At 68.5% G+C, this 19991-nt stretch carries 25 protein-coding genes; 11 read left to right on the top strand and 14 right to left on the bottom strand.

Annotated elements, in window-relative coordinates; all coding sequences use genetic code 11:
• Position 1 precedes the first annotated feature (1 nt).
• The 5 genes from K7W42_RS08255 to K7W42_RS08235 all read left to right on the top strand — a co-directional run bounded on the left by K7W42_RS08255 (position 2) and on the right by K7W42_RS08235 (position 5752).
• Positions 2 to 856, top strand: a complete 855-nt coding sequence (locus K7W42_RS08255; protein ID WP_224573793.1) for a serine protease — start codon at positions 2 to 4, stop codon at positions 854 to 856.
• 106 nt (positions 857 to 962) lie between these two features.
• Complete coding sequence (locus K7W42_RS08250; protein ID WP_224573791.1) at positions 963 to 1589, top strand: DNA-3-methyladenine glycosylase family protein; 627 nt, start codon at positions 963 to 965, stop codon at positions 1587 to 1589.
• A 25-nt stretch (positions 1590 to 1614) separates the two neighbouring features.
• Entirely contained in the window at positions 1615 to 2202 is a 588-nt protein-coding gene (locus tag K7W42_RS08245; RefSeq protein ID WP_224573789.1) for an NUDIX domain-containing protein, read from the top strand.
• Entirely contained in the window at positions 2160 to 2822 is a 663-nt protein-coding gene (locus K7W42_RS08240) for an IMPACT family protein (protein ID WP_224573787.1), read from the top strand. Before K7W42_RS08245 ends, K7W42_RS08240 begins: the two co-directional genes overlap by 43 nt.
• An 80-nt stretch (positions 2823 to 2902) precedes the next feature.
• Positions 2903 to 5752, top strand: coding sequence for a hypothetical protein (locus K7W42_RS08235; protein WP_224573786.1), 2850 nt, complete (start codon positions 2903 to 2905; stop codon positions 5750 to 5752).
• 21 nt (positions 5753 to 5773) lie between these two features.
• Here the strand turns inward: K7W42_RS08235 and K7W42_RS08230 are convergent, their stop codons facing one another.
• The 3 genes from K7W42_RS08230 to K7W42_RS08220 are packed head-to-tail and all read right to left on the bottom strand — an operon-like array spanning position 5774 to position 7593.
• Positions 5774 to 6277 carry a hypothetical protein gene (locus K7W42_RS08230; RefSeq protein ID WP_224573784.1) on the bottom strand — a complete coding sequence of 168 codons (504 nt, stop codon included), beginning with the start codon at positions 6275 to 6277 and terminating at the stop codon, positions 5774 to 5776.
• 24 nt (positions 6278 to 6301) lie between these two features.
• A complete protein-coding gene (locus K7W42_RS08225) occupies positions 6302 to 6799 on the bottom strand; it encodes a COG4315 family predicted lipoprotein (RefSeq protein WP_157459042.1) in 498 nt (165 codons plus the stop codon).
• Positions 6796 to 7593, bottom strand: a complete 798-nt coding sequence (locus K7W42_RS08220; RefSeq protein WP_224573782.1) for a diguanylate cyclase domain-containing protein — start codon at positions 7591 to 7593, stop codon at positions 6796 to 6798. The genes K7W42_RS08225 and K7W42_RS08220 overlap by 4 nt, the downstream gene beginning before the upstream one ends.
• Before the next feature lie 87 nt (positions 7594 to 7680).
• Here K7W42_RS08220 and ispF point away from each other — a divergent pair, with 87 nt between their 5' ends.
• The 5 genes from ispF (at position 7681) to K7W42_RS08195 (ending at position 11075) form a co-directional block, all read left to right on the top strand.
• A complete protein-coding gene (ispF, locus tag K7W42_RS08215) occupies positions 7681 to 8166 on the top strand; it encodes a 2-C-methyl-D-erythritol 2,4-cyclodiphosphate synthase (RefSeq protein ID WP_224573780.1) in 486 nt (161 codons plus the stop codon).
• Positions 8163 to 8633, top strand: a complete 471-nt coding sequence (locus K7W42_RS08210) for a tRNA (cytidine(34)-2'-O)-methyltransferase (protein WP_224573778.1) — start codon at positions 8163 to 8165, stop codon at positions 8631 to 8633. Before ispF ends, K7W42_RS08210 begins: the two co-directional genes overlap by 4 nt.
• 59 nt (positions 8634 to 8692) lie before the next feature.
• Positions 8693 to 8920, top strand: coding sequence for a hypothetical protein (locus K7W42_RS08205; RefSeq protein ID WP_224573776.1), 228 nt, complete (start codon positions 8693 to 8695; stop codon positions 8918 to 8920).
• Entirely contained in the window at positions 8917 to 9477 is a 561-nt protein-coding gene (locus K7W42_RS08200) for a DUF2087 domain-containing protein (protein ID WP_224573774.1), read from the top strand. Before K7W42_RS08205 ends, K7W42_RS08200 begins: the two co-directional genes overlap by 4 nt.
• Before the next feature lie 350 nt (positions 9478 to 9827).
• Entirely contained in the window at positions 9828 to 11075 is a 1248-nt protein-coding gene (locus K7W42_RS08195; protein WP_224573772.1) for an aminopeptidase, read from the top strand.
• A 257-nt stretch (positions 11076 to 11332) separates the two neighbouring features.
• Here K7W42_RS08195 and K7W42_RS08190 read toward each other — a convergent pair whose 3' ends face one another.
• From K7W42_RS08190 to K7W42_RS08145, 10 genes are all read right to left on the bottom strand, one after another.
• Positions 11333 to 12253, bottom strand: coding sequence for a ferritin-like domain-containing protein (locus tag K7W42_RS08190; RefSeq protein ID WP_157459049.1), 921 nt, complete (start codon positions 12251 to 12253; stop codon positions 11333 to 11335).
• Between the two features lie 167 nt (positions 12254 to 12420).
• The gene (locus K7W42_RS08185) at positions 12421 to 12999 is read right to left on the bottom strand and encodes a MerR family transcriptional regulator (protein ID WP_224573771.1); all 579 of its coding nucleotides are present in this window, start codon (positions 12997 to 12999) and stop codon (positions 12421 to 12423) included.
• Positions 12999 to 13136 carry a hypothetical protein gene (locus K7W42_RS08180; RefSeq protein WP_224573769.1) on the bottom strand — a complete coding sequence of 46 codons (138 nt, stop codon included), beginning with the start codon at positions 13134 to 13136 and terminating at the stop codon, positions 12999 to 13001. The genes K7W42_RS08185 and K7W42_RS08180 overlap by 1 nt, the downstream gene beginning before the upstream one ends.
• A gap of 44 nt (positions 13137 to 13180) precedes the next feature.
• The gene (locus K7W42_RS08175) at positions 13181 to 13534 is read right to left on the bottom strand and encodes a hypothetical protein (RefSeq protein WP_224573768.1); all 354 of its coding nucleotides are present in this window, start codon (positions 13532 to 13534) and stop codon (positions 13181 to 13183) included.
• Between the two features lie 89 nt (positions 13535 to 13623).
• Positions 13624 to 14616: a malate dehydrogenase gene (locus tag K7W42_RS08170; RefSeq protein WP_224573766.1), complete on the bottom strand. Its 993-nt coding sequence runs from the start codon at positions 14614 to 14616 to the stop codon at positions 13624 to 13626.
• An 87-nt stretch (positions 14617 to 14703) separates the two neighbouring features.
• Positions 14704 to 15096: an Imm10 family immunity protein gene (locus tag K7W42_RS08165; protein ID WP_224573764.1), complete on the bottom strand. Its 393-nt coding sequence runs from the start codon at positions 15094 to 15096 to the stop codon at positions 14704 to 14706.
• Between the two features lies 1 nt (position 15097).
• Positions 15098 to 15919 (bottom strand): enoyl-CoA hydratase/isomerase family protein, encoded by an 822-nt coding sequence (locus K7W42_RS08160; RefSeq protein WP_224573762.1) that lies wholly within the window; start codon positions 15917 to 15919, stop codon positions 15098 to 15100.
• A 95-nt stretch (positions 15920 to 16014) separates the two neighbouring features.
• A complete protein-coding gene (locus tag K7W42_RS08155) occupies positions 16015 to 16950 on the bottom strand; it encodes an ABC transporter substrate-binding protein (protein ID WP_224573760.1) in 936 nt (311 codons plus the stop codon).
• Positions 16951 to 17023: 73 nt separating this feature from the next.
• Complete coding sequence (locus K7W42_RS08150) at positions 17024 to 17539, bottom strand: hypothetical protein (RefSeq protein ID WP_224573758.1); 516 nt, start codon at positions 17537 to 17539, stop codon at positions 17024 to 17026.
• A 136-nt stretch (positions 17540 to 17675) separates the two neighbouring features.
• Positions 17676 to 18617, bottom strand: coding sequence for a response regulator (locus K7W42_RS08145; RefSeq protein WP_224573757.1), 942 nt, complete (start codon positions 18615 to 18617; stop codon positions 17676 to 17678).
• Between the two features lie 128 nt (positions 18618 to 18745).
• Here K7W42_RS08145 and K7W42_RS08140 point away from each other — a divergent pair, with 128 nt between their 5' ends.
• The gene (locus K7W42_RS08140; RefSeq protein WP_224573755.1) at positions 18746 to 19411 is read left to right on the top strand and encodes an HD domain-containing protein; all 666 of its coding nucleotides are present in this window, start codon (positions 18746 to 18748) and stop codon (positions 19409 to 19411) included.
• Positions 19412 to 19532: 121 nt separating this feature from the next.
• Here the strand turns inward: K7W42_RS08140 and K7W42_RS08135 are convergent, their stop codons facing one another.
• Positions 19533 to 19973: a MarR family winged helix-turn-helix transcriptional regulator gene (locus K7W42_RS08135; protein ID WP_224573753.1), complete on the bottom strand. Its 441-nt coding sequence runs from the start codon at positions 19971 to 19973 to the stop codon at positions 19533 to 19535.
• Positions 19974 to 19991: the final 18 nt, after the last annotated feature.

The raw sequence follows: 19991 nt of genomic DNA, 5'->3' as shown, positions 1-19991 counted from the left end.
CATGTTGAAACCGCTGCATGCTGTTCTGTCCGCCCTGGGTGTTTTCGCGCTGTCGGCCTGCTCCATGCAAACCGCCCCGGAGATGGCCGCCGCCCTGTCCCAGGAAACCCTGACGGTGACGGGCACCGAGAAGGCGTTCAGTGAAGACCTCAGTGCCCAGATTGTCTACGGCACCGTGACCAACGTGACCAACCGGCCCTATCAGGTCAGCGTGACCCCCAGCAACTACCTCTCGGGCGGCTGGTGCGGCGGCACCCTGATCAGCTCGACCTGGGTGCTGACGGCCGCGCACTGCGTGGACGGCTACAGCGCCTCGCAGATGCGGGTGCGCGCCGGGATTAACGACCTGACCACCAGCACCGGGCAGCTGCGCACCGCCGCGCAGATCATCAAGCACCCCAGCTACAACACCAACACCAATGCCAACGACATCGCCCTGATCCGGGTGTCGGCCTTTACCCTGGGCAGCACCGTGCAGCCCGCCGCCCTGCCCAATAACGCCACCGAAAGCGTGCTGGACGTGAACGGCAAGTCGGCCGTGGTCAGCGGCTGGGGCAAGACCGAAACCGGGGCCTCCAGCCCCCGCGCCCTGCGTGAAGTCAGCATTCCGATTACTCCCACCGGCAGCGACTGTGGCAGCCGCCCCGCCAACACCATCTGTGGCAAGTACAGCGCGGGCCGCGACTCGTGCAACGGCGACAGTGGTGGCCCTCTGGCCGCGCGGTACAACAACAAGTTCTATGTGCTGGGCGCCGTGTCCTACGGCCCAGCCGAGTGCCGTGGCTATGGGGTCTACACCCGCGTGAACGGCTTTATCAACTGGATTGCCCAGAACACGGGCATCAGCGCGCAGTAACCATCACCGCAGCTTCTGCTGCGCGACCGCCCGGCCACCACAGGCCGGGCGGTTTTTTGTGGGGTCTGGCGGCGCAGCCGCTGGAGAAGTGCCCGACAATGGGGTCATGGCCGCGCCCCCCAGTCCTGCCCTGACCACCCACGCCGAGGCCATCACCCACCTCTCGCTTGACCCGGTGATGGCCGCCGTCATCGCCCGCGTGGGCGACCTGCCTGTCCTGCCGCTGACCTCCGACCCCTTTACCACGCTGGTGCGCAGCGTGACGGGCCAGCAACTGAGCGTGAAGGCCGCCGCCAGCATCTACGCCCGCGTGCAGACCCTGCTGGGAGCCGTGACCCCCGAAACGCTGCTGGCCGCTGACCCCGAGGCCCTGCGCGGCGCGGGGCTGTCGTGGGCCAAAGTCAGGACGGTGCAGGCCATCGCGGGCGCGGCGCAAAGCGGCGCCGTGGAGTTTGCCCATCTGGGCACCCAGGACGACGAGGCCGTGATTGCGGCGCTGCTGCCCCTGCCGGGCATCGGCCGCTGGACCGCCGAGATGTTTCTGATGTTTGGCCTCAGCCGCCCGGACGTGTTCAGTCTGGGCGACCTGGCGCTGCGCCAGGGGCTGACCCGGCTGTACCCGGAGACCCAGCCCGCCGAGGTGCTGGCCGCCTGGGCGCCGTACCGCACCCTGGCCGCGCGCTACGTCTGGGCGGACAATGCGCTGGTCAGGGCCGGCGGCGCGCCCGTTTAGGGGCCGCCCCTGCTAGCCTGCGGCCATGCCTGAGCATCCCAACTGGGCCACCCTGACCGAGGACGACGCGCAGCCCTGGCAGACCCTGGAATCCAGGGTGCTGGTCAGCGGCTTCCGCACCGTCTACGAGGACCGCGTGCAGGTCAGCAGTGGGGTAGAGACCCTGTACCAGTACCGCCCGCGTGGGCCGCGCGCCGTCTTTGTGCTGCCCGTGACCGCGCAGGGCGAGGCCGTGCTGATTCGGCAGTACCGTTATCCCCTGCGCGCCACCGTGACCGAGGTGGTGGCAGGCGGCGTCGAGCGCGGCGAGGAGCTGCACCACGCCGCCGAGCGCGAATTGCAAGAAGAGGTGGGCGGCGCGGCGGCCGAGTGGCTGGCGCTGCCCGGCTTCTATCCGCAGCCCAGCATCAGCGGGGTGGTGTTTTATCCGTTTCTGGCGCTGGGCGTGACCCTGGGCGACACCGCGCACGAGGCCACCGAAACCATTGAGCGCGTGGTCCTGCCGCTGCGCGAAGCCTACGCGCTGCTGGAAAGCGGCGGTATTCAGGACGGCGCCAGCAGCCTGACCCTGTGGCACGCCCGCGCGGCTCTGACGGCGCGGGGGCTGCTCTGACGGCAGACCTCCCGGCGCCCTACACGACGCTGGCCGGGCCCTGGCGTGAGGACCTGCTGGCCGAGAACAGCGAGTTCCTGGCCTTTGCGGACCGCGCCGAGAGCCCGGAGGAGGCGCTGGCGCAGCTGGCCGCCTTGCGGGCGCGCTACCCGGACGCCACCCACCACTGCTGGGCTTACCGCATCGGCCAGCTGTACCGCTTTCACGATGACGGCGAGCCGGGCGGCACGGCGGGCGCCCCCATCCTGAAAGCCATCGAGGGCCAGGGACTGGACCGAGTGATGACCGTGGTGGTGCGCTATTACGGCGGGGTCAAGCTGGGCACCGGCGGGCTGGCCCGCGCCTACAGCGGCGCGGCGGCCGCCTGCCTGCGCGCGGCTCCGAAAACAGAGGTGCGGCCCCGGCTGACACTGTGGGTCACCGTGCCGTTTGACCACCTGAGCCGGCTGTACCACCTGCTGGGCAGCGTGGACGCCGTGCGCGGCCAGGACACCTACGGCGCGGCGGGCGTGACGCTGGAGGTCGGCGTCTTTCCCGAGGAGGCCCCCGAGTTTATGGCGGCGCTGCAAGACGCCACGCGCGGCGCCGCCACCGCCGACCCCCACCCCCCGGCCTCTTAAGACCCCTGTGCCCGCCGCCTGCCCACCGCTCCCCCTGCCCCGCCCCTGCGGCGCGCTACCATGAGAGGCGTCCCCAGCCAATGTCTAACCTTTCCTTTCCCCCCTCTCCCCTGCTCCAGCCTGCGCCGGTCACGCTCCGCACCCTGGGCGACCTGCACCTGGGGGACTTCCGGAAAGTCAAATCGCTGCTGATGCTGGCCATCGTGGCGCTGGACGGCCCCACCAGCCGCCGCCACCTGGCGGCGCTCCTCTGGCCGCGCGCCGCCAAGCCTGAAGCCAGCCTGCGCGTGGCGCTGCACGCCCTGCGGGAGTCCTGCCCCGGCGCCCTGTCAGGCGAGGAGCGGCTGGACACGGCCCTGCCCTGCGACGCAGCGGCGCTGCTGACCCTGCGCGGCGAGGCGGCGGTGCAGGCGTACACCGGCGCCTTTCTGCCCGACTTAAAGGTTGAAGGGGTCTCGGCTGAATTTGAGGAATGGGTTGAAGGCTGGCGCCAGCGCCTGGCGCGGCACGTGCAGAGCGAGGCCCTGCTGCTGGCTGAGCGCAGCGAGCCTGGTCAGGCGGCGCAGTGGGCGGCGCGCGCCTACGACCTGCCGGGCGCCCCCCCCGCCGAGCCAGATACCCTGCGCCGCCTGCTGGCCCTGAGCGCCCCGGCCAGCGCCCTGGAAGCCGCGCTGCGCACCGAACTGCGCGAGCTGACCGGCCGCCGCGCCACCGACGGCCTGCCCGCGCCCCGGCGCGCCACGCGCATGATGGGCCGCGAGGCCGAGCTGGACACCCTGCTGGCCTGGGCCACGCAGGCGGGCGGCGGGGTGGCGGCCGTGACTGGCCCCGGCGGCATCGGCAAATCCACCCTGGCCCGCGCCCTGCTGCGCGAACTGACGGTGCTGGGCCGCGCCGTGACCCTGGTCGACACCGAGGGCGTGACCCATGCCAGCGAGGTCGCCGCCCGCCTGGCCGCCGCGCGCGGGCAGCCCGGCGGCGACTGGGCCGCCCTGGGGGGTGGCCTCAAGGAAGGCGCCGTGGTGCTGCTGGACGGCCTGGACGACCTGGACGACCTGGAGGACCTGCGCCGGGGCCTCGCGCAGCTGCCCGGCACGCGCTGGGTGCTGACCGGACGCCGCTCGCGGCTGGGCCGCACCACGGCGGCGCAGGCAAGAGGCGACCTGCTGCTGGCGCTGGGCGGCCTGGAGCGGCCGCCCCCCGAAGCCTCGTGGCTGGACGTGGGGGTGTGCAGCGCGGTGCAGGTGTTCGTGCGCGAGGCCGCGCGGGTGCGGCGCGACTTTGTGCTGAACGCCCAGAACGCTGGCCTGGTCGCCAGTCTGACCCGCCGCCTGATGGGACACCCCCTGGCGCTGACGCTGGCCGCGTCATGGCTGCGCGTCGAAGATCTGGATGCCGTGCATGCCCGCGTGCTTCAGGAAGCCGGCGCCCTGCGCACCGCCGACGGCGACGGCGACGGCCGGCGTGGACTTCAGGTGGCCGCGCAGCGGTCGTGGGCCATGCTCAGCCCGGCCCTCCAGGCGGCGGCCCTGCGCCTGAGTGCCGGCGCCGACTTTGACCCCGCCGACAGCGCCGCGCTGGGTGTGCCCGCCGACGCCGTAGACGCCCTGTTGGGCCACGCCTTTCTGGAAGCGTACCTGCCCGGCAGTGAGCGGCTGCGCCTGTACCCGGCCCTGGACGGCCTGATGGGCGCGCAGGCGGCCCTGCACCCCGCGCTGTACCGCGAGGCCCAGGCGGCGCACGCCCAGCACCACCTGAGCCGCTTTCTGGCCCTGGCCCCTGAAGACCCGGCCACCGACCCTGAACGCAGCAACCTGCACCTGGCCATGCAGGCGGCCCTGCGCGGCGGCACCTTGGCAGCCGCCCACGCCGAGCATCTGCTGGCCCACTATGACCGCCGGGGCATGCACGCCGCCGGCATGGACGCCCTGTTTGCCCTGAGCGACCTGGCCGAAGAGGTCGGCGCCCCGCCCGAGGTCCAGGCCGCCCTTCAGGTGGGCTGTATGTGGCTGGCCTACCGCGCAGGCCGCCTGCTGGACGCGCAGACGCTGGCCGCCGCTTTCTTGCAGGGGCCGCTGGCGACCCTGCCGAGCAGCCGTATGAAGGTGCTGAACACGTTAGCGTCGGTGCGCGGCGTTCAGGGCCAGATGCGCGCCTCGGCAGACCTAATGAGGCAGGCCCTAAGCCTTGCACAGGAACTGGGCGATGAAACTCGCGAGCAGTTTTACCGCATGAATCTACTGACCTCTTTGTCTTTCCTAGGCGATGATGAGGAATTGCAGTGCCAGTTGACCGAGATGGCCGCGCTAGCACTCACCTTGCCTGAAGCCCAGGCCTGGCAAATGCGGCAGCGTCTCTTAAACTTGCGTCTCTACCTGCCAGATGTAAATCTGACGGAGCTGCAAGAAGAATCACAAGCCATTCTGGCTGCAAGTGAGCGCAGTGGCGAAAAGACGCTTACCGTGTATAGCCTGCTCTGTAATGCCCAAATTGCCCTGAGAATGCGGGAATGGCGAGCAGCCGAACACTGGCTTCAAAGATTCAGTGCCGTTGTAGACACAGTGCAAGACAACACTGATTTAGTAAATAAACATCTCATTGAAATTGAGCTGTCTTACGCGCGCGGGCGGACTCCGCAGGCGCGGCGCGCCGCACGGCAGGCGCTGGCACTCTCTAGCTTGCGGGGCAATCCTTGGGAACTGGTCGAACTCTTCTTGATAGGGGCGCAGGACCTGCATCAAATTGAGCCGAACGGCACCAAGCAGCAGCTTTCAATTGTAAAGGACGATCAGCAATTACACGTTCATCAGCGGCGGAGAGCTGCTGAACTCCTGACGTCCTTCGGCGGATTTCCGTTGCCCACTCAACAGCCAGCGGCGCCGCTGGACTTGGCCGCGCTGCGCCACTGGCTGGGTAAACACTTAAATTAGCTGCCCGCTTTCTCCCAATGCTCAAGGCCCAAGGTAGGGACCGGGGAGTGTCAGCATTTCATTACTCTTATCCTGTGTGTCACTGCTTGGCTCCGCCAACTGCTTGGCATTGCCGCTTGGCGGATTCATCCCGACTTTGGCCGGCTGGAACATCGCGGGCTGCACGTCGCTGGCCCCCGAAGCAGGTATCCCCGGCACGTAGTACAGCGGCCAGCCCCGGTACAGCATCTGCTCCCAGGGCCGCACTGGGTCGCCTTCGCGCGCCTGACTGGTGATGTCCTTTTCGAGGTCGTCGGGCAACTGGTCAGGGGACAGCACCGGCATGGGCACGTACTGCAGGACGAACTCCTGGTTGTACTGCGGCCAGCTGGGCGCAAAGGGAACCTCATACTGGCCCCCGTACGCCTGGGCCAGCGGGGCAAACACGTACAGGGCCAGCGGCTCGCCCGCGTGGCTGACCGCGTACAGGCGGCCGTCGAAGGTGGTCAGGGCCAGAAACTTGAGGGGCTGCTCGGCTTGGGTCATAGCACTCCTGAAATGGAAAGAGGTTTAGGGGCCGTGCCGCTCGGCGCCCGGTGGGGGCAGCGGGGCCTGGGTGGCCAGCACCGGCTCAAACAGATGCGCCGCCACCCCGCCAGGCGGGCGGCCAGGGTGGTCGTAGGCATAGAGATACAGCGGCCAGCCCTGGTACGTCACCTGGTCCCAGGTGCGTAGCCCGTACAGGTCGCGCGCCTGCGCGCCCACCAGGGCGGTCACGCTGGCCTTGACCGGCAGCGGCGCTGGCAGCGGGACGTAACTGTAGACAAACAGTTTCAGGTGTTCGGGCCACTGGGCGGCGTAGGGCACGCGCTCGCCGCACAGCACCGCCGCCTGCAGCGGCACAAACCGGTAAACCGGCAGCGGCCCGCGCGGCGTGGCCACATGCAGCGCGCCGCCGTGCAGGCACAGTTCGCGCAGGTCGGCGGGCGGCAGCGGGCGCAACCGGGCCAGGCCCAGGCCGCGTCCACTGGTGCGGGCGGCCCCAGGCGCGGCATAGATTCGGCTCAAGGGGTCACCAGATGGGTGCGGCGCGGGTCAGGTGCAGGCGACTGCGCCGGGCGCCCCTGCCGCAGCAGATGCCCCAGTTCGGCGGCCAGCCCACCGCGCCGCGTCCAGCGCTGGCGGCCCAGCCGGCGCTCGGCGGCGCCCAGCAGGTCCGTCAGGGTGGTGCCGTCGTGCGGCGCGTGGGCCAGCGCGAAGGCAAAAGCGCTGCGCCGCAGCCGCCCCGGCACCCCCAGGGTGGCTAGCTGCCCACCAAACGCCGCCTGAAGCGGGTGCAGGTGCCCAGGCTGAAGCCGCTGCGGCGAACACAGCACGAATGAGTCGCCGCCCAGCCGGTACACCTGCGCCGGCCAGTTGCGCGCGGCGTGGGCCAGCACCCCGGCCAGCGCGCACAGCACCTGGTCGCCAGCCGCCTGGCCGCTGCGCCGGTTCAGCGCCGCCAGGCCGTCAATATCCAGCAGCGCCAGGGTGGCGGGGGCTGGGGCGTCGGCGGCGTCCAGCAGCAGGGCGCGGCGGTCAGGCAGGCGCGTCAGGGGGTCAGTGTGGTACGCCTGCACGTCCTCCAGCACCGCCAGACGCTCGCCGCCCGGCAGGGTCCTGAGCAGCATGCGGCACACCCGCCGCTCGCCATTCGGGGTGGTCAGGCGGGTGTGGTGCGCGCCGTCGGGGCGCTCAAGCAGTGGGGCCGGCAACGGACCATGCCCAAACACCCGCACGAAGGCGCGGTTTAGCCGCGCGGGGTGCCCGGTCACCCAGTACACGGCGGGCAGCGGCAGGTGTTCAAACAGGTCGTTGTCCATGTGTTTCATTCGCGGCGTCCCCCTGTGACCTGCAGCGTGCCGGGCGGCGCGTTACCGCAGCGTTAACGCGGCTCTAGACTGCGCCCCATGTCTGCCCTGCCCTTCCGCATTGGCTACGGAGAAGATGCCCACCGCCTCGAAGCGGGGCGGCCGCTGGTGCTGTGCGGCGTGCCAGTGCCCCACGCCGAGCTGGGCGCTGTGGCCCACAGCGACGGTGACGCCGCCCTGCATGCGGTGGCCGACGCACTGCTGTCGGGGCTGGCCCTGGGCGATATCGGGCAGTATTTCCCCGACACGGCCCCGGAGTGGCGCGGCCTGGACTCGCGTCAGATCGTGGCGCGCGCGCTGGAGCTGGTGCAGGCGCGCGGCTACGCCCCGGCCAACGTGGCGCTGGTCGTCACGCTGGACCGGCCCAAGTTGGGACCGCTGCGCGCCGAGCTGGCCCGCACCCTGGCCGAGTTGCTGGCCTTGCCCGAAACCGAGGTCGGCGTGAGCTTCAAGACCTCCGAGGGCCTGGCCCCAGCGCATGTTCAGGCGCGGGCGACCGTGCTGCTGACGCAGGTGGCCGGATGAGTGAGGTGCCGCCTCCCCTGCTGCGCGCCGTGCTGTTTGAACCTGAAAAGGCGGGCAACGTGGGCAACGTGGCGCGCACCTGCGCTGTGCTGGGCGCCGAGCTGCACCTGATCCGGCCATTCGGCTTTCACCTGCATGACCGGGAGTTCCGGCGCGCGGTGATGGACTACATGCAGGGCGTCGAGCTTCATGAACACGCGAGCTGGACGGCTTTTCAGGGGACACTGGCGCCGGACGCACGGGTCTGGGCCTTCAGCACCCACGCCCAGACCCTGCACACCCGCGCCGGGTTTGTGCGCGGCGACTACCTGCTATTTGGCCCCGAGTCGCGCGGCCTGCCCACCTGGCTGCGCGGCGCCCTGCCTGCCCTGAAACTGCCGCAACCGGGCGGTGGGCGCAGCCTGAATCTCTCGGTGGCGGTGGGCGTGGCGGCGTTCGAGGCTGGGCGCCAGATTGAGGGCTGGTAAGCCACACAGCTCATTTCGACAGGTATCGAATCGTTCAGAATGATTCGAGGAGGCTCGAAATGACTGAGGCGATGGAACGTATGAACAGGCAATACCGGCACATTCTTCAGGGCTTACAGGCCAATGCTGAGCGGGACGTGCGCCTGGCGCGGGCCGCAGGGGACCTGCAATCCACAGCCAAAGCCCAGGCGCGTCTAGACACGCTGCGCGCCGCGCTGGACATCTACGCGGCGTCGCATCTGGTGGCACACGGCACGCGGCCCTGGCGCCGACCAGAGCGCTCGTGAGCGCCGAACTGACCCGCACGGCGGCGCTGTTCCGCGCCCTGTCGCACCCAGCCCGCCTGGGCCTGCTGCGTCTGGTCTGGACCCAGGAAGCCAGCGGCGAGGGGCTGGCGCGCCTGATGAATCTGGCGCCGGCCACCGTCAGCCACCACCTCGCGCAACTGACTGAAGCGGGGCTGCTGACCACGCGCCAGGACGGGCATCACCGCCTGCACCGCGCGGCCACCGCCACACTGGACCTGCCTCTGGGTGACCTGGTGCGAGGGGCCGCCACCCCGCCGGCTAGCAGCGATCCCTACGAAGGGCGCGTGCTGCGCGCGTTTTTCAAGGAGGGCCGCCTGACGGTCCTGCCCGCCCAGCGCAAGAAACGGGACGTGGTGCTGCGCGAACTGGCCAGCCTATTTGACCCAGGCCGCCGCTACCCCGAGCGCGACGTCAACACCATACTGGGCGAGGTCTACAGTGACGTGATGACCTTGCGCCGCGAGCTGGTGGGCCTGGGCGTGTTGGCGCGCGAGGCTGGGGTGTACTGGCGCCCTGAGGCCACGCCCCTGGCATAGACGGCGCGCAGAGGCTTGAGCGCCTGAAGGCTTTAGACAGCTGGCGCCTACCCAGCGCGAGCAGCCAGCATAGAGCGGCCCCTCCGCCGACCGTCACAGACAGCCCAGAACCCCAGATCATGAGCGTCAGGCCCTGGATGGTCTGCCAGAGGCCGGTGCTCCCGGCACTCTGTACTTCCCCGCACCGCAGCAGGGACCGAGCGCCAGCCCAATCAATGACAGCAAGCAGTGGCCCAGAGGTGACTGCGCCCCACATCAGGACAGAGGCAGCTCTGGGGTTGTGCAGAGGCTGGCGCACCATCCACTAGACCGCTGCGGTCCTCTGGGCTCACGCCGCTAGAGTAAAAGCCATGACACAACCCAACTTCGACACCCTGCTTGCCCGCTACGCCGACCTGCTGGTCCATACCGGCGTCAACTTGCAAGCTGGCGGCAAGGTCCGGGTCAGCGCGCCGGTGGAGGCCGCGCCCCTGGCCCGCTTAGTGGCGCGCGCCGCCTACCGCGCAGGCGCCGCCGACGTGCGCGTGGTGTACGAGGACGCCCACCTGGCCCTGGCTCTGTACGAGGAGGGCCAGGACAAGGCGGTCAGCTTTGTTCCCGAGTGGTTCTCGCGCGAACGTGAAGCCATGATGGACGACGGGTACGCCTCGATTGCCATCGTGGGCGAGGACCCTGGGCTGCTGGCCGGGGCCGACCCGGCGCGCGTCGGGGCCCGCAGCAAGGCGCTGGCCCAGGCCCTGCGGCCAGTCAGCGAGGCGGCCGCCAGCTTCCGTATCAACTGGACGGTGGGCGCGGTGCCCACCCCGGCCTGGGCGGCGCGCGTCTTTCCTGACCTGTCGCCGGAAGAGGCCGTCGCGCGGCTGTGGACCGATATTTTCACCGTCACCCGCGCCGACCAGCCCGACCCGGTGGCCGCGTGGGCAGCGCACACAGAGCGCCTGGCCCGCCTGACGGACCTGCTGAACGCCCGGCAGTACGCCGCTCTGCACATCCGCAGCGAGCTGGGCACCGACCTGACGGTGGGACTGGCCGACCATCACGTCTGGCAGGGCGGCGCCGAAACCGCCCAGAACGGCGTCCGTGCCGTGCCCAACCTGCCCACTGACGAGGTGTTCACGGCCCCCCACCGCGAGCGGGTGGACGGCTGGGCGGTGGCCAGCAAGCCCCTGAGCGCCCGCGGCCAGGTTATTGAGGGCATTCGCATGCGCTTTGAAGGAGGCCGAGCGGTGGAATTCAGCGCCCGGCAGGGCGAAGACACTCTGCGGCAGCTGATGGCCACCGACGAGGGCGCACTCCGACTGGGCGAGGTGGCCCTGGTGCCGGCCTCGGCGCCCGTGGCGCGCACTGGCACGCTGTTCCTGAACACCCTGTTCGATGAGAACGCCGCTTCTCATATCGCCCTGGGCCGCTGCTATCCCACCAACGTGCAGGGCGGTCAGACCCCGGAGACCTTGCGCGCTGCCGGGGGCAATGCCGACAGCCTAATTCACGTGGACTGGATGATCGGCACCGCCCAGACCGACGTGGACGTCATCACCGCCAGCGGCGAGCGCGAGGCCCTGATGCGCGGGGGCGAGTGGGTGCTGGCACTGGACTGATCCGGCCTCGGATTGAATCGAGCAGGATGCTGGGTGGAATCCGAGCGGCCTTGGAAAGCGGCGCCGCAGGCTTGAAAAGCGCCGCAGGAGAGCGAGAAGGAACAGATGCGGATTTCGCGATATGGACGCGCAGACAGTGCCTTTCTTTGCTGTGTTGCAATTCAGCGGAACCCAGATGAAGGCCCTGACGACCCGACCAGCACAGCAAAAAGGGGGCGCGCAGATCTCTCCGCGCGCCCCCTTTTTGCCGCCCCTGATTACAGGGCGAGAATCTGGCTGAAGTCGCCGCTGAGGCCGTCGGGGAAGAAGCCACCCTTGACGGCGCCAGGGGCCAGGAACACGATGTTCCCCACCTGACGGGGCGTGCGGCTGTAGGCGATGCCGTTGCTGTCGGCCAGCACGATGTTCGCCGCGCCCGCTTCCACGATGCCCTGATCGGTGTCCAGGGCGCCGTCCACGCTGTCGCGCAGGTTGCTGATGGCCTGCACCACATCGGCCACCTTCAGGGCAGAGGTCACGTCGGTGTTGCGCTGCTGGTACAGCAGGGTGCGGATCATCCCGGCGTGGTACGCCTCGACGGCCAGAATGCCCGCCGCATTCTCCAGGTTGCCACCCGCACTGGTGTCGGTCAGCAGGCGCGCGGCGCCCTTGTAGGCGCTGACGCCCACGTCTTCGAAGATGAAGGCGCCGTGCAGGAAGAACAGGTCGTTGGCAAAGGGGTTAAAGCCGGTGATGGCCCCGCCCGACGCCGCCGCGCCCGCCGCCGCAAAGGCTGGCCCCAGGTCCAGGGTGGGCTGCGCCACAGCGCCAAAGCCCAGCACCTTGCGGATGATCTTGACGTGGTTCAGCTCGTCGGTGGCGACCTCGTTGGCGTAGGCGCGCACATCGGCCGACTCGAACTTCACGCCGTCGCCGTTCTTGCCGGTAAAGCCAGCGGGCAGGATGACCTTGCTGCTGTTGCCGCCAGCGGCGTCCAGTTCCTGCAAGCGGCCCACGGCGGCCAGATAGAAGGCGGCTTCCAGGTATTCGAGGTTCAGGGCAAAGTTGAAGATGGTGCCGTCCAGGTTGGGCCGGGCGCCCATGCCCATCGCGGGGGCGCAGCCCGCCAGCAGGCCGGTGGCGGCGGTCGCGCCGGCCACGCCAAGAAACTTGCGGCGGTTAAACGTGTCGTTGCTCATGGGAATCCTCCAGGGAAAAAGGGAAAGCGAAAGGCCGATGAAGCAACAAGGACACCCCAGCTGTCCGGGTCGGACAGCCCTGTGTGATGTCGGTTCTCCGTTCAGCCTTATGCCGCTTGCCCCTGGTTGGATTGCGCCGGGGTGAGGTGTGAAGAGAGTGTGAAGGGTCAGCTGGGCGGCTCTGAAACAGGCTGACCAGCCAGAGCCGCCGCCAGCGCACGGGCCCGTTCCAGTTGCCGGGCGAGGGTGACCTGCTTTTCTTCCAGCCGGGCGACTGCCGCCTGAACCTGGGCCAGCACAGTGGTTTTGAGCTGCTGGACCTGTTCGGGGGTGGGCTGATCTGCCTGCCGGTACACAGACATCACCCACTCGCCCTGTGTGGCCAGCCCGACAAGCCGCTGCCCCTGCAAGAAGGCGCGCACCTCATCCAGCGTCAGGTCCAGCGCCTGCCACTCCTGCACCCCACGCAATTCAATGACGTTGTGCAGCAGAAAGCGGAACCGGCCGCCCACCCGAAGCGGATGCAGCAGGTCTTCACGCAACAGGTGACGCACGGTGGTCACCGGCAGAGTCATCAGGGCGGCAAAGCGGCCAATGCCGACCCCGCGCGGGTCCAGCAGGGCTTCAAAGACCTCAGGGCCGCCGCAGAGGGCCTCCAGCCCGGCGCGCGTTGCCGGGGGCAGCTGGGCCAGATTGTCTCTGGAAAAGGCCACCAGTGTACGGAACTGCGCTTCAGTCAGGGCCATTACGCCAGCCGCCGAAGGGGCACGGTGACTGGCCAGTGGGGCCAGCGCAGGTGAGAGAGGCGAAGACGGGTGGGTCGAGCCTGCTGCGCGGCCTCGTGCTGGGCTGGCAACGCCGGCGTCCAGTTCGGTTCAATCATGGAAACCCTCCGGCCCCAGCGTTGAACGTGCAGTCCACTGCATGTCAAGCCGGGTCGCTGAGCACGGTCAGCTGATACCCGGCCCACTCCAGCCAGAAGGCGTTCAGGGCGCGCAAGCAGGTCACTTCCGCTTCCTGGGTCTGGGCAGAGGGCCGCCCTTCCAGCCACGCCTGGCCGAGTTGGACCTTCGCATGCAGAAAGGCGCTGTGATGTCCTGCCGTACCGCCGACGTTCTCCTGCACGGCCTCCCAGTCAAAGGCGAAGTGAGTCCAGAGCCACCCCTTCAGGCGGTCTTGAAGGTCAGGGTGGGGGCCACTGGGCAGCAGCGCCGTCACGTCCTGGGCCAGCCAGCGGGCAAAACGGGCTTCGAGTGCAGCGCGGCGTTCTGGGGAGGGCATGGCCTCAGCACAGCATAGCCAGAGGCCATTAGCACGCAAGGATCAACAAAAAGAGCGGCCCCACACCGGAGCCGCCCCTACCGCCTGACTTACTTCACCAGGCCGAGTTTGCGCACTTCATCGCGCTCTTCTTCCAGTTCCTTGGCGGTGGCGTCCATCTTGCCCCGGCTAAAGTCGCTGACGTCCAGGCCCTGCACAATTTCGTACCGGCCGTTCTTACAGGTAACGGGAAAGCCGTAGATCAGGCCTTCGGGCACGCCGTAGCTGCCGTCACTAGGAATCCCCATGCTGACCCACTCGCCCTCACTGGTGCCCAGGGCCCAGTCGCGCATGTGGTCAATGGCAGCGCTGGCGGCGCTGGCGGCGCTGCTCAGGCCACGCGCCTCAATGATGGCAGCCCCGCGCTTGGCCACGGTCGAGATATAGCTGTTCTCATACCAGTCACGGTCCACCTGGTCCAGGGCCGGCTGACCGTTCACGGTGGTCTGCGACAGGTCGGGGTACTGGGTGGAGGAGTGGTTACCCCAGATCGTCAGGTTCTTGATGCTGCTTACAGGCTGCCCGGTTTTCTCGGCCAGCTGCGAGATGGCGCGGTTGTGGTCCAGACGCACCATCGCCGTGAACTGCTTCGGGTCCAGATCGGGGGCATTCTGCTGGGCAATCAGGGCGTTGGTGTTGGCGGGGTTGCCCACGACCAGCACCTTCACGTCCCGGCTGGCCACCGCGTTCAGGGCCTCGCCCTGCGGCTTGAAGATGCCGCCGTTGGCGCCCAGCAGGTCGCCGCGCTCCATACCGGCCTTGCGGGGCATGGCGCCCACCAGCAGGGCGTAGTCGGCGTCCTTGAAGGCCACCATGGGATCGTCACTGGTCACGATGTCCGCCAGCAGAGGGAACGCACAGTCGCGCAGCTCCATGACCACGCCGTTCAGGGCCTTGAGGGCCGGGGTGATTTCCAGCAGTTGCAGAATGACGGGCTGGTCCTTGCCCAGCATGTCGCCGGACGCGATGCGGAAGAGCAGGCTGTAGCCAATCTGGCCGGCGGCGCCGGTCACGGCGACACGGACGGGTTGCTTGGTGGTCATGGGGTTTCCTCCTACAGGAATGGTTTTTCGGCCCACAATAACGCGGGCCGGGCGCATGGGGGCCAAGTTCCCCGGACAGAGACAGGGCTAAGCCAGCTGGAATACAGGCGGGAGACGGTCAGCCATGACCCGCTGCAAACCGCGTTTTAGCTCGGCGGAAGCGGCTTCCGTCAGGTGCAACTTCAGTTGGAATACAGAGGTGCCCAGCACACCTGCCGCCTCTTGGTCCAGGTGGAGTTCGAGAACATCCGCCGACAGGATGCAGGCTGTCACGCCCCCGTATACAACTGCACCGTTGGCCCGCACCAGACAATAGGTCTCCATGCCCAGGGCCATCTCCTGTTCATCCTCGAACAGCGCGCGCTGAAGCTCCAGCCACTCTTGTGGGTCGTCTGGATGGTCACTCAGGACCACTGCAAATGTCTCCAGGTCTTCAAGTTCACCGACAAACACGGCGTTGACGTCAAAGGTCACAGTCATTCTAAATCGGTGCATCCTCCTGAAACTTCGGCTCCCGCTTTTCTCGCAGGCTGCTCAGGCCTTCCTGCACATCTGGGCCAGTAAAGCCCAGGAATTCCAGCGCCAGGCTGGCGTCGAAGGTGGGGCCCATCGCGCGCAGCCAGTTGTTCAGGGCGTACTTGGTCCAGCGGACGGCAGTGGGGCTGCCCGCCGCCAGGGTCCGGGCCACCTTCCAGGCACGGTCCAGCAGCTCATCGTCAGGCACGCTGAGGCTGACCAGGCCAATGCGCTCGGCCTCCTCGCCACTGACGGGTTCGCCGGTCAGCAGGTGGTACTTGGCCTTGTTCAGCCCGCACAGCAGGGGCCAGATAATCGCGGCGTGGTCGCCCGCCGCCACCCCCAGGCGCACATGCCCGTCCAGCAGCCGCGCCGACCTGGCCGCCACGCTGACATCGGCCAGCAGCGCCACCGCCAGCCCCGCGCCGACGCAGGGGCCGTGAATGGCACTGACGATGGGCCGCGAGCAGTTGATGACGTTGTACACGAGGTCGCGCGCTTCTTTCCACACGCGGGCCAGGGCGGTGAAGTCGCCAGCCATCTCTTCAATCAGGGTAAAGTCGCCGCCCGAGGAAAACCCCCGGCCTTCGCCACGAATCAGCACGGCCCGGACACCCGGCGTGTCGTCTATGTCGCGCCACACGCGCGTCAGGGCACGGTGGGCGCCTGCATCCACCGAGTTCAGGGTCTTCTCGCTGCGGATAACAATTTCCAGAATGCCGCCGTCGTGCAGTTCAAGGGTCAGGCCGGGGTACTGGCCCGGCGCGGTCAGGGTCTCAGGATTCACCCTGGCAGGGTACGGCAGCCGCCTGCCAGGGAGAGCAGGCAAGCCACAGGCGCGGCCCCGCATTTCAGCAGGGACCGCACCATGAGCCATGCTTCCTAGCGCCGAATCAGTTTGGCCAGCGCCTCGGCGCGTTTCAGGTCGGTCAGCGGACCGCTGGAGGCTTCCTGCGGGTCCAGGGGATAGGTGTACACCGGCTTGCCCAGGCGCTTCAGCACCTCGTCGGTGGCGTTGCGGGGCACCATCTGGCCGTTGTTCAGGCGGCGCAGAATCAGCACGCGGTCGGTCTTCAGGGTCAGCAGTTCCTCGGTATTGAGCTGCTTGAAGCTGATGCTCGGGTCAATGCCGGCCGGCGTGTTCAGCGTCAGGCCCAACGTGGCGAGGTTCCGGCTGAAGGAAAAACCGCGCCCCAACACCATGATGGAGTTAGGCTCGTACATGTACAGCAGCGTGGTGTTCGGCGCCGCCTTGCTGACCGCCGCCAGTTGCGCTTTCAGGGTGGCAATGCGGGCGTCGTAGGTCTGCAAATAGCGCTGGGCCTGGGCCGACTTGCCAAACAGGCGGCCCAGTTCGCTCAGAGCGGTACGCCAGGGCAAGGTGTCGTAGTTGTAGGCCAGGGTGGGGCCGTACTTTCTGATGGTGTCGTAGGTGGCCCGGCTGCTCTCTTCTCCGTCCATCAGAATCAGGTCGGGTTTCAGAGCCGTCATCAGCTCGGCTGAGGGCTGGTTGTACGCGCCCACGAACACTGCACTTTGCAGGCTGCCCTTGGCCAGAGTGCTCAGATTCTGTGCCGGCTGACCCAGACGCCCTTCGACGCGGCCCGAGCCAAACCCCACCGCCTTGATGCCCAGTACACTGAGCAGTTCCGCCTGCTCCTCGCTGAGCGTCACCACGCGGGCTGGGGTCTTCTGAAATGCCAGGGTGCCCAGGCTGTGCTTGATAGTGAGGGGAAAGGACCCTGCGGCCCAGGCACCCGCAGCGGCGAGACAGCCAGAGGTGAACAGCAAAGAGGAGGCCAGACGAACACGGGTCATGTCTTCATGCTGCCTTAATCCGACTAGCTCAGTCAACTTTTACCAGGCAGTAGGCCCCTCCGAAGCGGCGGCTCTACGCCAACTCACCGGACAATAGCAGCGTGGGCCGCGCCTCCAGAGCCACACTGCCGGTGTCGTCCAGCCGGGCCAGCACGGCCTCAAAGCCCCAGTCCTGCGCCCAGAGCCGCTTGACCGCGTGCAGGGCGGCGGTGCCGGGAGGCTGCACCTGCGCGGTTTCGGCCACCTGTTCACCGGGGCGGCGCACCACGAGTGCGGGGCCCAGATCGGCTCGCGCCAGCGCCCGGTAAAACTGCTGCACAGCGTCGTCCATCAGGTAGGTGGTGCGAATCAGGACCTGGGCCTGGGCCGCCAGTCCTTCCAGGGCGTCCTCATCAATGCGCGCGGGGCGCAGAGGCGCGAAGAGGCGGCGCAGCTGCTCCGGCAGATTGCCGTGACGGTAAAAACTTTCCTCAAAGGTGGGCGGCAGGCCCAGGCCCCGCACGCCCTGTTCGGCCAGACGCGCGCCCTCGGCGCCCAGGTCGCGGGCCAGCTGTGCTGGGGACGCCCCCGCTTCGGCCAGAATCACCATGGGACCCAGCCTAGCGTGCTCCTCTGCCCGTGACAGCGAGCAGTTGCCTTCTGGCTGGGAAGACTAGTCGGGCCGTCAGGCGGTGTGAGCAGCATCAGACAAGCCAGCCTCTCCCTGAGAGTGATAAGGCTTCCTCTCAGTTCAGGCGGTGGCGCAGCCAGGCCTTGACGCCGCTGGCGCTGGGGGTGTCGCGTACCAGGGCCGCCACCACCCCGCCGGGCACCGGGCAGACCACCAGCACTTGCTCCTGAAATTCGACTTGCAGCGCCTTGATGGGCAGAGGCTGGGCCAGGTGATGGGTCAGGGTCTGCGCCGCCGTCATCAGAAAGCGCAGGTATGCACCCACCTCGGCGCCTATTTCGGTGGTCACGCTCAGGGCCGCGCCGCTGCTGTCAAAGGCGCCGGCTGCACTGACGCCCGGCAACACGCTCAGGCCTGCGATATACGCCTGGGCCTGCTCGGCGGCCTGGAGGCGGCTGGCCGCTTCCTGACGCTGGATAGATGTGGGAGCAGGCAGAGGCTGAGAGGCGGGCGCCTCTTCGGGCTCTGGGGGCGCCGGCAAAGCAGCTGGTTCAGCGGGCACCGGGGCTGCTGGCACCTGAGGGGCCTCTGGCGTCACTCGAATGGGACCCAGGCGCGGCGCAGGAGCAGGCGACGGGGGGGGCACCAGGGCCGCCTTCGCCTTGGGGTCAGGCAAGGTCAGCTGCCCGGCCAGCCACTCCTGCAAGGCCGGAAACAGCCGCTCGGCCCGCAGGGGCTTACGCAGCACGTCCAGCACCCCCAGCGCGCGGGCCTGGGCACGCAATTCGTCCTCGACGATACCGCTCATGAACACCACGGGCAGGTCAGGGTGGGTGCGCCGCAGCCGCTGCGCCAACTCCACACCGCTCATGCCGGGCATCCGCACGTCGGTCAGCACCAGGGCCGTGTCAGGGGTCAGGCGCTCCAGGGCGGCGCTGCCGCTGTCGGCCAGGGTCACCGGCAGGTGAGGCCGCAACATGGACTCCATGGTGTGCAGCAGCCCCGGACTGTCATCCACGATGAGAATCGAGGGCGGGTGGGGGGCGGCGGCGGTCATGCCCTACGGTAGCCGCCGGAGCATCACCCGCCGCTTACGCCCGGCCCGGCCTGCGTGAGGTTTCTCACCCAATCTCATGAAGTGGCGCCCCCCACCTGGGGGCATACTGCACCCATGAAGGAGCCTGCTTGACCTCGCCTCTGGCGCCGCTGCTGACGCATGATCCCCGACTGAACGCCGTGTGGACCTGGGTTCAGGGCAACATGCGCGCCGACGCCGCCCATGATGAAGGGCACCTGGCGCGGGTCGCCCGCTGGACGGTGCGCTGCGCCCCAGACGAACCCGCCGCGCTGGCCGTGGCGGCGGCCCTGACGCACGACGTCGTCAATCTCCCCAAAAACCACCCCGAGCGCGCCCAGGCCAGCGAGCGCAGTGCCCAGGCGGTGCGGGCGCATCTGCCAGGGCTGGGCTTTACCACACACGAAACCGAGGAGGTCGCGCTGGCTGTGCGCGACCACAGCTTCTCTCGCGGGGCCATTCCGCAGACCACGCTGGGCGCCGCCTTGCAGGACGCTGACCGCCTGGACGCCCTGGGGGCACTGGGGGTCCTGCGCGTGGCGGGTGTGGGCGGGCAACTGGGGCGCGCGCTGCTGCACCCCGAAGACCCCTGGGCGGTGGCCCGCACCCCCGACGACCTGACCTACACCGTGGACCACTTTTTTACCAAGCTGCTGCGCCTGGACGGCACCTTCCGGACCCTCCCCGGCCAGACCGAAGCCCGGCGCCGCACCCTGACCATGCGCGCGTTCCTGGCCGAGCTGGCCAGCGAGTTGGAGGTGGCGCCGCCGGAGTAAGGGGCGGACCTTCATCAGCTGTTGAAGAGAGGGGTGAGGGCGAGCCGCATAGGGAAACATGCGCAGCTCTGGACAGGCAGTAAAGAGCCTGGCGCCTGTCCCTCACCTGAACAAAGCTGTCTCAGCGCCGGGCCAGTGCCCGCCCCACCGCTGCCAGCAGCTCCACGGCGTTTCGCACGGCCACTTCATCCAACCCGTCAGCCATTCGATTTGCCCAGGCCGCCTGCGCCTCCTCAATAGTGGTCATCACCCGCTGGCCTTCAGGGGTAAGGCGCAGCAGCTTGGCGCGCTTGTGGTCGGGATTGGCTTCGTAAGCCGCCAGGCCGTCTCCTACCAGCAGGTCGGCCGTGCGCTGCACGCTCTGGCGGGTCAGGCCCATCGTGCGGGCCACCGCCGCCACCGACTGCGGCGCGTGGTCGATGCAGCCCATCACCTGCCAGCGACTGCTCGTCTGGCCACTGGGGGCCGTCAACCGGTCGCCGGCCTCCAGCAGCAACCCATTCAGGCGAAACACCTGCACCACGAGGTCGGCGAAGGCAGCAGCGGCGGGCGTGAGGGCCATATCTTGACAGCATACTGT

Source organism: Deinococcus betulae (assembly GCF_020166395.1).
In the GTDB taxonomy this organism is placed as follows: domain Bacteria; phylum Deinococcota; class Deinococci; order Deinococcales; family Deinococcaceae; genus Deinococcus; species Deinococcus betulae.
Note: the sequence above shows the minus strand (reverse complement) of the source record. Positions and strands in the feature narration are given on the sequence as shown.